Origin of the sequence: Citrobacter sp. C6_1, assembly GCF_014596835.2 — a bacterium.
Taxonomy (GTDB): Bacteria; Pseudomonadota; Gammaproteobacteria; order Enterobacterales; family Enterobacteriaceae; genus Citrobacter; species Citrobacter pasteurii.
On the sequence record NZ_CP115031.1, the window covers coordinates 1,333,173 to 1,346,895 of the forward strand.

Annotated in this window: 10 protein-coding genes; 4 read left to right on the top strand and 6 right to left on the bottom strand. The window is 54.1% G+C overall.

The annotated features are described in order from the left end of the window. Positions 1 to 67: 67 nt before the first annotated feature. The 3 genes from IB196_RS06430 to IB196_RS06440 are packed head-to-tail and all read right to left on the bottom strand — an operon-like array spanning position 68 to position 1,783. Positions 68 to 268: a membrane protein gene (locus tag IB196_RS06430; RefSeq protein ID WP_003037974.1), complete on the bottom strand. Its 201-nt coding sequence runs from the start codon at positions 266 to 268 to the stop codon at positions 68 to 70. Between the two features lie 27 nt (positions 269 to 295). Next, the gene (dapE, locus tag IB196_RS06435; RefSeq protein ID WP_005121892.1) at positions 296 to 1,423 is read right to left on the bottom strand and encodes a succinyl-diaminopimelate desuccinylase; all 1,128 of its coding nucleotides are present in this window, start codon (positions 1,421 to 1,423) and stop codon (positions 296 to 298) included. 3 nt (positions 1,424 to 1,426) lie between these two features. Continuing rightward, entirely contained in the window at positions 1,427 to 1,783 is a 357-nt protein-coding gene (locus tag IB196_RS06440; protein WP_040233499.1) for an ArsC family reductase, read from the bottom strand. Positions 1,784 to 2,169: 386 nt separating this feature from the next. Between IB196_RS06440 and ypfM the strand changes: the two genes are divergently transcribed. After that, positions 2,170 to 2,229: a protein YpfM gene (gene ypfM / locus IB196_RS06445; RefSeq protein ID WP_001386977.1), complete on the top strand. Its 60-nt coding sequence runs from the start codon at positions 2,170 to 2,172 to the stop codon at positions 2,227 to 2,229. A gap of 75 nt (positions 2,230 to 2,304) precedes the next feature. Here the strand turns inward: ypfM and acrD are convergent, their stop codons facing one another. Both acrD and narQ read right to left on the bottom strand, forming a co-directional pair. Continuing rightward, positions 2,305 to 5,418: a multidrug efflux RND transporter permease AcrD gene (gene acrD / locus IB196_RS06450; RefSeq protein WP_005121895.1), complete on the bottom strand. Its 3,114-nt coding sequence runs from the start codon at positions 5,416 to 5,418 to the stop codon at positions 2,305 to 2,307. Between the two features lie 184 nt (positions 5,419 to 5,602). Further along, positions 5,603 to 7,300 (bottom strand): nitrate/nitrite two-component system sensor histidine kinase NarQ, encoded by a 1,698-nt coding sequence (gene narQ / locus IB196_RS06455; RefSeq protein WP_005121896.1) that lies wholly within the window; start codon positions 7,298 to 7,300, stop codon positions 5,603 to 5,605. Between the two features lie 263 nt (positions 7,301 to 7,563). On the opposite strand from narQ, the gene aegA reads away from it, so the two are divergent. The 3 genes from aegA (at position 7,564) to IB196_RS06470 (ending at position 11,451) form a co-directional block, all read left to right on the top strand. Then, a complete protein-coding gene (gene aegA, locus IB196_RS06460) occupies positions 7,564 to 9,543 on the top strand; it encodes a formate-dependent uric acid utilization protein AegA (RefSeq protein WP_155021404.1) in 1,980 nt (659 codons plus the stop codon). A 164-nt stretch (positions 9,544 to 9,707) separates the two neighbouring features. Next, a complete protein-coding gene (gene nudK / locus IB196_RS06465; RefSeq protein WP_005121900.1) occupies positions 9,708 to 10,283 on the top strand; it encodes a GDP-mannose pyrophosphatase NudK in 576 nt (191 codons plus the stop codon). Positions 10,284 to 10,407: 124 nt separating this feature from the next. Further along, positions 10,408 to 11,451 carry a DUF1176 domain-containing protein gene (locus IB196_RS06470; protein WP_188232138.1) on the top strand — a complete coding sequence of 348 codons (1,044 nt, stop codon included), beginning with the start codon at positions 10,408 to 10,410 and terminating at the stop codon, positions 11,449 to 11,451. An 82-nt stretch (positions 11,452 to 11,533) separates the two neighbouring features. Here IB196_RS06470 and tkt read toward each other — a convergent pair whose 3' ends face one another. Next, entirely contained in the window at positions 11,534 to 13,528 is a 1,995-nt protein-coding gene (gene tkt / locus IB196_RS06475; RefSeq protein ID WP_188232137.1) for a transketolase, read from the bottom strand. Between the last annotated feature and the right edge of the window lie 195 nt (positions 13,529 to 13,723).

Consider the following 13,723-nt stretch of genomic DNA (forward strand, 5'->3'; position numbering starts at 1 on the left):
CCATCCGGCACTTAATGCCCGGTGGCGCTAACGCTTACCGGGCCTACGGGACTTATTGGCCTGGAAATTATTTCTTCGGTTGATCCTTGTTCGGCCAATCGTCATCATCGTCCCATTTATCGTTAAAGTCGCGATGCGGGGGAAGCTCCGGCTTGTTGGCCAGATATTTCTTTGGATCGACGCGCTTGAGATCTTTGATAACGTTAAGCAACACGCCTACCAAAAACACCAACACTAAAATCCACCAATATTTTGCTAGCCAGTCCATGCATTTTTCCTCTTGCAGGAGTACTCATCAGGCGACGAGTTGCTCCATGATACGTTGATACATACGGGCAAGCAGCTGCAGGTCGGCGGCATTAACACATTCATTTATTTTATGAATGGTGGCGTTGACCGGCCCAAGCTCGACGACCTGTGCCCCCATGCGGGCAATAAAGCGCCCGTCGGACGTCCCGCCTGTAGTCAGTAACTGCGGTTTAATCTCATTATAGTGCTCAATGGCGTTCACTACTGCATCCACCAGTTTACCGCGTTCGGTCAGGAACGGCTGACCGGAAAGCCACCAGTCGACGGTATAACGCAACTGATGTTTTTCCAGCAGCGCGTGAACCCGTGCTTTAATCATCTCATCGGTCAGCTCTGTGCTGAAACGGAAGTTGAACTGGATAAACAGTTCGCCGGGGATAACGTTGTTGCTGCCAGTGCCAGCCTGAATATTGGCAATCTGCATGCTGGTCGCCGGGAAGAATTCGTTCCCCTGGTCCCACTCAATCGCCACCAGTTCGTTGAGCATTGGCGCTGCCCGGTGTACCGGATTATCGGCCAGATGTGGGTAGGCTACGTGGCCCTGCACACCGTGAATGGTCAGGTTGCAGGTCAGTGAACCACGACGTCCATTCTTGACCACGTCGCCAACGATTTCGGTGCTGGACGGTTCGCCGACCAGGCAATAATCCAGTCGTTCGTTACGCGCCATCAGCGCTTCAACCACCTTCACGGTGCCGTTTTTGGCGCTGGCTTCTTCGTCAGAGGTTATCAAAAACGCCAGACGGCCCTGATGGTTTGGATGCTGGGCGACAAAACGCTCTGCGGCCACGACCATCGCTGCCAGCGAGCCTTTCATATCGGCAGCGCCACGCCCGAACAACATGCCATCGCGAATGGTCGGTTCAAACGGCGGATTGATCCAGCGATCAACATCGCCTGCGGGCACTACGTCAGTGTGACCGGCAAATGCCAGGGTCTCACCTGTACCGCGCCATGCCCAAAAATTCTGTGTGTCACCAAAATCCATACGCTCAACGGTAAAACCTACCGCGCGCAGACGTTCGATCATCAACGCCTGGCACCCGGCATCATCCGGGCTCAGAGAAGGACGGCGAATAAGCTGCTGTGTCAGCTCAATAACCGGGCACGACATAGATTACACCTCATTAAAAAACAGAGTATAACTGGATTCACTGAAACCAAGCAGCATAGGCTTACCCGGCGCGCAGAGCAATGGGCGTTTGATAATTGCAGGCATTTCAATCATCAACGCGGCGGCGGAAGTCGCATCGGTGATTTGACTGCGAGTGGATTCATCCAGTTTACGCCAGGTCGTGCCACGCGTATTGAGCAGCGCCTCCCAACCTAACTCGCTGATAAAAGTGTGTAATAGCGTGTTGTCCAGACCATCGACGCGATAATCATGAAAGCGGTAGTCGACCCCATTTTCTTCCAGCCAGCGTCGGGCCTTTTTAATTGTATCGCAATTCTTAATGCCGTAGAGGGTGATCATGTGAATCCTTATTGACGTATTTTGAATACTTATTCTTGTATTCTCGTGTTTCTGATAATACATATTGTCATTCATTCGTTATAGAAAAATATAACATTGTTGAACAACGGTGAATAATGATTCCTGAAAGTTCCAAAATTTCACGTCGATCGGTATTTCAGAATTGACCTGTTTGCATCAGCCTGTTTTTCAATCAGAATTAGCAAAGTAGTAGATAGTGTATGAATATTTCAAAATATTGCAGTAAGTCACATAAAATTTATGGGTATGGCGCATGATTACATAAACCCCGAACACGGGAGGATGTAATCACAACCATCGGTTAAATGTTCTTTTTTTGATGATGATGATTTTGTAGAATGCTCATAATAATAAGAGAGGTTGTTATGATTGAACGTGAACTGGGGAACTGGAAAGACTTTATCGAAGTGATGCTTCGTAAATAATTTTCTGGAAGAAATTCATATCCTGCAAAGGATAAAAAAAGGCGACTCAACGTAAGTCGCCTTTTTTGTGCCCGGTTATTCCGGGCGTGGTTTCAACGGGAAGCGTCTGCGTACCAGCACAAAGAACAGGGGCACGAAGTAAATCGCCAGGATAGTGGCTGAAATCATCCCGCCCATAACGCCAGTCCCCACCGCATGTTGACCGCCGGAGCCCGCGCCACTGCTGATGGTCATCGGCAGGACCCCGAAGATAAACGCCAGCGAGGTCATCAGAATCGGACGCAAGCGCTGGCGACAGGCATGCAGCGTGGCGTTGAGCAGATCGTGTCCTTTCTCGTTCATCTCATTGGCGAATTCAACAATCAATATCGCGTTCTTTGCCGACAGCCCGATAACGGTGAGTAACCCGACCTGGAAATACACATCGTTTTCCAGACCACGCATCCAGGTGGCGAGCAGCGCGCCAATGACCCCCAGCGGTACGACCAGCATAACGGAGAAGGGAACCGACCAGCTCTCGTACAGCGCAGCCAGACAAAGGAACACCACCAGCAGTGAAATAGCGTACAGGGCAGGAGCCTGAGATCCCGACAGCCGTTCCTGATAAGACATCGCCGTCCATTCAAGGCCAAACCCGGTTGGTAACTGGCGAACCAGCGACTCCATCACGTCCATTGCCGTACCAGTACTGACGCCGGGCGCGGCTTCACCGACGATCTCGACGGCGGAGTAGCCGTTATAGCGTTCCAGACGCGGTGAACCGGTCTCCCAACGCGACGTGGCAAAGGCAGAGAAAGGCACCATGCCGCCGCTATTGTTGCGGACGTACCACAGGTTGATATCGTCAGGGAGCATGCGATATTTTGCCGCCGCCTGCACGTAGACCTTCTTCACGCGACCCCGGTCCATAAAGTCATTAACGTAACTGGAGCCCCAGGCCGTTTGCAATGTGTCGTTGATATCGTCAATGGAAACACCCAGCGCCTGGGCTTTGCGCTGATCGATATCAATTTGCAACTGCGGACTGTCGTCCAGACCGTTATGACGAACGCGGGTCAGGGATGCGTCCTTCCCGGCCAGCTCAATCAGCTTGTCGCGCGCGGCCATTAACGCGTCATGACCGGCACCAGCGTGATCCTGCAGTTCCATATCGAAACCGGCAGAGCTTCCGAGGCCGCTAATCGCCGGAGGACTGCTGGCGAAGACGCGGGCCTCTTTAATCTTATTAAAGGCTTTAGTCGCACGTTCGATGATAGCGAAAGAGGTTCCGGTGGTAGTGTCGCGCTCATCCCAGTCTTTTAAGCGGACAAACATACGCGCTACGTTTTGACCGTTCCCGCCCGGGCCGGAACCGACCGTGGAAAAGACCGACATAATGTTGTCTTTCTCATGGGTGAAGTAATACTTCTCCACTTCCTGCACCACCTTCAACGTTTGCTGCTGCGTGGAGCCGCTGGGCAACTGTACCGAGGTGGTAAACATGCCGCGATCTTCCAGCGGCAGGAAGGAGGTGGGCAGGCGCAGGAACAGGAACACCATACCGCCGAGCAGCAGGCCGTAGATCAGGATCCAGCGCAGACTACGGTGCAAAATTTTGGCGACGCCTTTTTCGTAGCGCTCGGCGTTGCGATTAAACATCCGGTTAAACCAGCCGAAGAAACCCGTTTGTCCGTGATGTTCACCCTTATGCAGGGGTTTGAGCAAGGTGGCGCACAGGGCGGGGGTGAGGATCATCGCCACCAGAACGGACAGCACCATCGCGGAGACGATGGTAATTGAAAACTGGCGGTAAATAGCCCCTGTCGTGCCGCCGAAGAAGGCCATCGGAATAAACACCGCCGACAGTACCATAGCGATACCGACCAGCGCGCCCTGAATTTGCCCCATCGATTTCCGCGTTGCCTGACGCGGCGTGAGCCCTTCCTCACTCATAATGCGCTCGACGTTTTCCACCACCACAATGGCGTCATCGACCAGCAGACCGATTGCCAGCACCATCGCAAACATTGTTAAGGTGTTAACGCTGTAGCCAAAGGCGTAAAGCACGGAGAAGGTGCCCATTAACACCACCGGGACGGCGATGGTCGGGATAAGCGTGGCGCGGAAGTTTTGCAGGAACAGGTACATCACGAGGAATACCAGCGCGATGGCTTCCAGCAGCGTTTTCACCACGTCGATAATTGAGGCTTTAACAAAGGAGGTGGTTTCATACGCGACCTTGTATTCCAGCCCGTGCGGGAAATACTGTGACAGTTCGTCAAGACGGTTAAGCACCAGCTCTGCCGTTGCCATTTCATTGGCGCCGGAGGCCAGTTTCACTCCCAGGCCGGAAGCCGGGTTACCGTTAAAACGGCTGAGGTAGTCATACTTTTCTGCACCCATTTCAACCGTGGCGACGTCGCCCAGTTTAACTTCTGAACCGTCCTGGTTGACGCGAAGTGTAATCGCACGGAATTCATCCGGGGTCTGCAGCAGGGACTGGGCGTTGATCGTCGCATTTAGCGCCTGTTTGTCCACCGAAGGCGTACCGCCAAGCTGTCCGACGGCTATCTGCGCATTTTGTGACTCGATAGCATCGGTCACGTCTTTGGCGGTCATCTGGAAGCTGTTGAGTTTGGCCGGATCGAGCCAGATACGCATCGAGTACTGTGAACCGTAAGCATCAATATCCCCTACACCGTTAATACGGCTAAGCGGGTCCTGAATATTACTCGCCACATAATCGGCGATGTCCTGCTTATCCATTGAGCCATCGGTGGAGACGAAGGCGATGGTCAGAATATTGGTATCCCCGGTTTTTCGCACCGTGACCCCCTGATCCTGTACCGCCTGCGGCAGTTTACGCATTGCCGATTGCAGCTGGTTTTGCACCTGCTGGACGGCTTCGTCAGGATCGGTTCCGGCGACAAAGCTCAGCGTCACCGTCGCCTGGCCCGTCCCGCTGCTTTGGGATGACATATACATCAGATTATCGAGACCGGTCATGTTCTGCTCGATAACCTGGGTAACGGTATTTTCCAGCGTTTGTGCAGATGCGCCAGGATAGTTTGCGGTTACCCGCACGTTGGGTGGCGCCAGGTCGGGATATTGCTCAACGGGCAGCGAAAAAATAGCCAGGGCTCCTGTCAGGCACAACAGGATAGCTAACACCCAGGCAAAAATGGGGCGATCGATGAAAAAATTCGCCATTAAAAGGGGACCTCGTGTTTCTGCGTATATTTATGCGTATGACTTGCTTCACTGTAGCGGCAAGGTACGGGGCAAACGTGGAGAAAAAAAGAAGATAATGTAAATTATCATGCCCGTTTACAGCGTACCTTTTGTGCCAACGCCGTCAGGCCTGGAGTCAGACCCAACGGCGCTTTGCGGTTCTTTACGTTAGCCCGCTGTCGGTCTCTGCCGAACGAAAACTGATGCTCACCAGCGTGCCTCCTCCGGAGGGTTGCGAGAAGGTCAACGTGCCGCTGAGTCTCTCTGCACGCTCACGCATGATATTCAGACCGTAGTGCCCCGTAGGCTCATGAGGCTCACCGATACCGACACCGTTATCACGGATATACACGGTATGATTACCATCCGGCGCGGTGACGCAGCTGACGGCAATTTCGCTGGCATTGGCATGCTTAATGGCATTCAGCACCGCTTCACGGACGATCTGTAACAGATGCACCTGCATTTGCGCGTCCAGCGCCAGCGTAGGTAACCGGCAGTCGAGCGTCAGTTTAGCCGACGTCTGATTTTGCAGCGTTTCCAGCATTTCATGCAAAGCTGAGGGCAGATCGGCCTGCTGTAAGGTCAGGCGGAAGGTGGTGAGCAGTTCGCGCAACTGACGGTAGGCATCGTTCAGCGCCTGAGAAAAATCGGCCATAATACTTTGTGCCGGGGCGTTATCTTCCGGGATCGAGCGCTTCAGTAGAGTGAGCTGAATGCGCAAATAAGAGAGCACCTGCGCCAGCGAGTCGTGCAGCTCGCGCGCAATCGTCGCCCGCTCCTCCATTAACAACAACTGCTGAAAATGTTTTTGCGCCTGATTGAAGTACAACCCGCGTCCCAGCATTGAGGAAACGCTGTTGAGCAGCGGGGTGGAAGCATTCACATTCGGGCTTTGCCAGTGCAGTTCACCGTAAACGGTCTCCTGCATCGTGACCGGCAGGATCTGCATCGGCAGATCGGGGCTTTTCGTCCCTTCGCTGATACGCCAGTTATCGCCGACGGTCAGTTCCAGGAAATATGCGGCGTCATGTTCGCGGACAATCTGTAAAATGTGGCGGAAGCAGTACACGTCAATTTGGCTGGTATTCAGCGCCTGAGAACACTGATACAGCACCTCCAGGCGACGATTAGCTTCGTGGAGATCGTGCGTTTTCTCCGCAACGGAGGCTTCCAGCGAGCGATAAAGCTTATGCAACTCACTCGACATCTGGCTAAAGGTCTTGCCCAGCAACCCTAGTTCATTGGGTAAACCGGTATCCAGCGACGGGATATCAAACTGACCGTGTTCAATGTGCTGGCTGGCCATCACCAGCTTATTCAGTGGGCGTACCACCTGCTGGCGAATACGCCGCAAGGTAAAGAAGACGAGAGTGAATATGCCGATCCCGCCTGCCAGCGAAATACCGAAAACTAACATCACTTTGCGTTCGGCATAATGCTGCAGTGCCAGTACGAAGAGATCGATTTGATCGACATAACTATTGATATTGGCCTGGTACCATTTTAAATCGCCATCGATCAGACGGGCGTTCATTTCCAGCCAGTTGGCATGCAGATGTCCATAGCGGCTTTTTACCGCTTGCGGAACATACCACGCGTTCAGATTTTGCAATGCGGGTGAGTTTAACGCCTGCTGGAAAAGCTGGCGGTGAGCGTTGAGCTGTGGGCTTTGGCTTTGCAGATCGTACCCCAAACGGTAGCTTTGCATGCGCAATGAGCCCGCAACGTTGATGGCTTCAGCATCCCGCAAGCTGCTGGTCAGCGTGAGCAGCGCAATACCCGTTGAGAGAATCGACAGCAACACTATGTAGAAAAAAGCTTTAGCCAGACTGGCCGAGACCGGACGCTTTACCGTCACTTGTGCATCCTCACACAATACACGTCGCGCCTTAAAACAGCGTGAACGATACGGTGTATTTGATAAATGTTAATAAAACGCCATGAAACTGAATGGTAACTGAAACACAATTTCATATGCGATGAAATAAATTGATCTGCCACAGGTTCTGGATAAATAGTTGTGCTTCCTGGGCAAATGAACATTGCCGCTTCCTTCCGTGTCGGTTAATAACAACACTCATATAAAGAATAAGGTTTTTGCAACCAAAAAAGAAGGAAGCCATGAATCGTTTTGTTATGGTCAATAGCCAGCAGTGCCTGGGATGCCACGCCTGTGAGGTCGCCTGCGTCATGGCTCACAATGGCGAACAGCATGTCCTGAGCCAACGGCATTTTCAGCCCCGAATTACCGTCATCAAGCATCAGCAGCAGCGCAGCGCGGTGACCTGCCATCACTGTGAAGATGCGCCCTGCGCCCGAAGTTGCCCGAACGGGGCAATCAGCCATGAAAATGACAGCGTCCAGGTTAACCCGCAAAAGTGCATTGGCTGTAAATCGTGCGTTGTGGCCTGTCCTTTCGGCACCATGCAGATCGTACTCACGCCCGTCGCTAAAGGAAAGGTCAAAGCGACCGCGCACAAATGCGATTTGTGTCAGGGACGTGAACAGGGACCGGCCTGCGTAGAGAACTGTCCGGCGCAGGCGCTACAACTGGTGACGGAAAATTCGCTTACCGGCCTGTCAAAAGCGCGCAGGTTGCGTACCGCCAGTCTGGAAAGCCAGCCCTGGCATGCCAGCGCTACCGATTTCGTGCCACATGTCACCACCAAACGTGAACAAATGCAGGCGACGCCTGCGCGTGGCGAGCCGGATAAACTGCCGATTGAGGCGCGTAAAACCAGTTTTGAAGAGATCTATCTGCCGTTTCGCACAGTGCAGGCGAAACGGGAAGCGTCCCGCTGCCTGAAATGCGGAGACCACAGTATTTGCGAATGGACCTGTCCACTGCATAACCATATTCCGCAGTGGATTGAACTGGTCAAAGCCGGGAATATTGACGCGGCGGTTGAGCTTTCTCACCAGACCAACTGCTTGCCGGAAGTGACCGGGCGCGTGTGCCCGCAGGACCGACTGTGCGAAGGGGCCTGCACGGTGCGGAACGAACATGGCGCGGTGACTATCGGCAATATTGAACGTTATATTTCTGACCGTGCGCTGAGCAAAGGATGGCGACCCGACCTAAGCCATGTGCAGAAAGTGGGCAAACGTGTTGCCATCATCGGCGCGGGCCCGGCGGGCCTGGCCTGCGCCGATGTGCTGGCGCGCAGCGGTATCAGTGCTACCGTGTACGATCGCCATCCTGAAATCGGCGGTTTGCTGACGTTCGGCATTCCGGCCTTCAAACTGGATAAATCGCTGCTGACGCGTCGCCGTGAAATCTTCAGCGCCATGGGTATTCATTTCGAGCTGAACTGTGAGGTCGGCAAGGACGTTGCGCTGACCGCGTTACTCGAGGACTACGATGCCGTGTTTGTGGGGGTCGGAACTTATCGCTCGATGAAGGCGGATCTGCCAAATGAAGATGCGCCTGGCGTGTATGACGCGCTGCCGTTCCTGATTGCCAATACCAAACAGGTGATGGGGCTGGATGAGTTGCCTGACGAGCCGTTTATCGACACTGCCGGGCTGAACGTGGTCGTCCTCGGCGGAGGCGATACGGCAATGGATTGTGTACGTACCGCGCTGCGCCACGGTGCAAGCCAGGTGACCTGCGCCTATCGTCGTGATGAAGCCAACATGCCGGGTTCGAAAAAAGAGGTCAAGAATGCCCGGGAAGAGGGGGCCAACTTCGAGTTTAACGTCCAGCCGGTGGAGCTGGTGCTGAATGCCGATGGTCGCGTCAGCGGCGTGCGTTTCTTACGAACCCAACTCGGTGAGCCTGATGCGCAGGGGCGTCGTCGCCCGGTCCCCATCGCCGGGAGTGAGTTTGTCATGCCAGCAGATGCGGTGATCATGGCGTTTGGTTTTCATCCGCACGGCATGCCGTGGCTTGAGAAGCATGGTGTTAAGGTCGATAACTGGGGGCGTATTGCCGCCGATGTTGAAAGCGCATACCGTTATCAAACCAGCAACCCGAAAATCTTTGCCGGTGGCGATGCGGTTCGTGGTGCGGACCTGGTGGTCACGGCGATGGCGGAAGGGCGACATGCCGCACAGGGGATCGTTGACTGGCTGGGCGTAAAATCAGCCAAATCTCACTAGCCTGAGCTCAATCGAGTAGGCCGGATAAAACGCGTTAGCGTTGCCATCCGGCAATGTGCCGCATGAATGCCTGATGGCGCTTTGCTTATCAGGCCTACATTGCTCCAGGACAAACCCGGTTTCACGGCGTAGTATTATTTCTCACTTCTTGCTGTGGAGCCGGTATGTCACAAAAAATCACCCTCATCAAAGATAAAGTCCTCTCCGATAACTACTTCATCCTGCGCAACATCACCTATGATCTGACCCGTAGCAACGGTGAGGTGATTCGTCACAAACGCGAGGTTTACGATCGCGGCAACGGTGCCACTATCCTGTTGTATAATCCGGAGAAGAAAACCGTCGTGCTGACCCGTCAGTTTCGTATTGCGACCTGGGTCAACGGCAATGAAAGTGGACAACTGATTGAAGCCTGCGCCGGGTTGCTGGACAACGATGAGCCGGAAGTTTGCATTCGCAAAGAGGCCATTGAAGAAACTGGCTTTGAAGTGGGCGAGGTGCGTAAACTGTTTGAGTTATACATGTCGCCGGGGGGCGTAACGGAGCTTATCCATTTTTTTATCGCACAATACAGTGACAGCCAACGGGCAAATGCGGGTGGCGGTATTGAAGATGAGGATATTGAAGTACTGGAATTGCCTTTTGAACAGGCACTATCGATGATCAAAACGGGCGAGATTCGCGACGGGAAAACGGTGCTATTACTTAACTACCTGCAATCGTCGCATCTTATGGATTAGCGGTCAGGGTTTATATTTCTTTACAAAGATACAGGCCAATCCGACGATTCTTATTGAGCCTCATCAGTCGCGCAAGGAAGATACCGCCTGGGCTGTGTGTTTTGATTTTGGGGTTGTACCGTCCATGCGCTATCGCATTATTTTCGTGTTCCTGCTCGGCCTGCTACCGGCCCGCTTGCTGTGGGCGGCGCCTGCGCAGCAGGCATTTTCTGATTGGCAGGTGACCTGCAACAATCAAAATTTTTGCGTAGCGCGCAATACCGGAGATCATCACGGTCTGGTGATGACCCTGAGCCGCAGTGCCGGGGCGCATACCGATGCTGTGTTGCGTATTGAACTTGGCGGTATGGATTCTCCTGATGTCAAAGAGGCTGATATTGCGCCGCGCTTGCTGCTGGACGGCGCGCCACTCCCACTGGCCGGTGAACACTGGCGTATTACCCTCTGGCAACTGATGACCGATGATCCGGCCACCATCAGTGCATTTTTACAGACTGTACAGGATGCGAAGGCGATAACCCTGCAAAAAGGGACGCAAACCCTGTCACTGGTTGGGCTAAAAGCTGCGCTATTGTTTATCGACGCCCAGCAAAAACGGGTCGGTAACGAAACCGCATGGATCGAAAAAGGCGACGAGCCACCGCTCAGCGTACCGCCGGCTCCCGCTTTAAAAGGCGTGGCTGTCATTAACCCAACGCCAACGCCTCTCACGCAGCAAGAGCGCAGTGAACTGCTGGACTACGGAAACTGGCGGATCAACGGTATTCGCTGCTCGATCGATCCGATGCGTCGCGAGATACGCGTCACGGCCTTAACGGATGATAAAGCGCTGCTGATGATCGGTTGTGAGGCCGGGGCGTATAACACTATCGATCTGGCATGGATTGTTTCTCGCGCCACACCGTTTACCTCTCGCGCTGTACGTCTGAGCCTGCCATTTAAAACCGATGCTGACAGTACCGACATGGAGCTGACCAACGCTACGTTTGACGAGAAGTCGCGGGAGTTGGTCACTCTCGCCAAAGGGCGAGGTTTATCGGACTGCGGGATCCAGACACGCTGGCGGTTTGACGGCCAGCGTTTTCGTCTGGTGCGTTATGCCCAGGAGCCAAGCTGCGATAACTGGCATGGGCCAGATGCCTGGCCCACGCTGTGGATCACGCGTTAATTTAATGCCGGATGCGACTGCGCCTTATACGGCCTGATGGTGATAGATGTCGTAGGCCTGATAAGACGCGTGAGCGTCGCCATCAGGCGTTCAGCACCTTATGCGCTTTATTGACGATGTTCTCCACCGTAAAGCCGAAGAACGGGAACAGCTTGTCTGCAGGGGCGGATTCCCCGTAGCCGGTCATACCGACAATTGCGCCTTTCAGCCCGACGTATTTGTACCAGTAGTCGGCAATGCCCGCTTCGACCGCCACCCGCGCGCTGACGTTTGCTGGCAGGACTGATTCCCGGTACGCCTCATCCTGAGCGTCGAAAATATCCGTTGAAGGTAAGGAGACTACGCGGACGTTACGACCTTCCCCCGTCAGTTTTTCCGCCGCCAGCAGCGTGATTTCCATTTCTGACCCGGTGGCAATCAGGATCACATCCGGCTTACCGCCGCCGTCTTTCAGCACGTAGCCGCCGCGAGCAATCTCTTTTACCTGCTCAGGCGTGCGTTCAATCTGCGCCAGATTCTGCCTGGAGAGGATCAGCGCCGTAGGGCCGTTATGCCGCTCTACTGCCAGCTTCCAACCCACCGCCGCCTCAACCTGATCGCACGGACGCCAGGTGCTGAAATTCGGCGTCAGTCGCAGGCTGGCGAGCTGTTCGACGGCCTGGTGCGTGGGACCATCTTCTCCCAGACCAATCGAGTCGTGGGTATAGACCATGATTTGTCGGGCCTTCATCAGCGCCGCCATGCGCGCGGCGTTACGGGCGTATTCGACAAACATCAGGAATGTTGCGGTGTACGGCACGAAGCCACCGTGGTGGGCGATACCGTTGGCAATGGCGGTCATGCCAAATTCACGCACGCCGTAGTGAATATAGTTGCCTGCCGGGTCGTCTTTCAGGGACGTTGATCCTTTCCAGATGGTCAGGTTGCTGGGCGCCAGATCCGCAGAACCGCCAAGCAGTTCGGGCAGTATCGGCCCGTAGGCGTTCAGGGTATTTTGCGAGGCCTTACGGGTGGCGATTTTGGCCGGGTTGGCCTGCAGGTTGGTAATATATTTCTGGGTCGTTTCTTCCCATGCTTCCGGCAGTTCTCCGCTCATCCGGCGGGTAAACTCTGCCGCCAGTTCCGGATGCGCTTGTCGATACGCCGCGAATTTCTCATTCCAGCCCTGTTGCGCTTTTTCGCCTTTCTCACGCGCGTCCCACGCCCGATAAATCTCTTTGGGGATCTCAAAAGCAGGATGATGCCAGCCCAGTTTCTGTCGGGCCAGCGCCACTTCTTCTTCACCTAACGGCGCACCGTGCGCTTCCTCTTTCCCGGCTTTATTCGGCGATCCAAAACCTATCACCGTGCGGCAGATAATCAGCGACGGCTTGTCGGTAACGCTTTGCGCTTCCTGAATCGCTTTTTTCACCGCTTCAGGATCATGACCGTCAATGTCGTGTATCACATGCCAGTGATAGGCCTCGAAGCGTTTCGCAGTATCGTCGGTAAACCAGCCGTCGGTTTCGCCATCAATTGAGATGCCGTTGTGATCGTAGAAGCCGATGAGTTTGCCAAGCCCCAGCGTGCCCGCCAGCGAACAGACTTCGTGGGAAATCCCCTCCATCAGACAACCGTCGCCCATAAAAACCCAGGTGAAGTGGTCGACAATCTCATGGTCCGGCTGGTTAAACTGCGCCGCCAGTGTGCGTTCGGCAATCGCCATTCCGACAGCGTTGGCTAAACCCTGGCCCAGCGGCCCGGTGGTGGTTTCCACGCCCGGCGTGTAGCCAAGCTCCGGGTGGCCGGGCGTTTTTGAATGCAGCTGGCGGAAGTTCTTTAATTCTTCCAGCGGCAGGTCATAGCCGGAAAGATGCAGCAGGCTGTAAAGCAGCATTGAGGCATGGCCGTTGGACAAAACAAACCGATCGCGATCGTACCAGTGAGGATCGCTCGGATTATGGCGGAGAAAATCGTTCCACAGCACTTCGGCGATATCAGCCATCCCCATCGGTGCGCCGGGATGGCCTGAGTTGGCTTTTTGGACGGCATCCATACTCAGCGCACGAATGGCATTGGCAAGCTCTTTACGGGTCATAGGAAATACTCCTTGAAAAGTAAAGCGTTAGAGCGTGTGTTAATTCACACTTTTGGAGAATTTGCAGGCGTTGTCAGCAAAAAGCATAGCAGACAGGCATGGTATTGCTGGCTTAAGCAGGTAACATGGTTGTTATAAATTGATAACAAATTCTTTCTTTGAGTAGTGAGAGTTTGGGGGCCTTCAAAGTTTGCG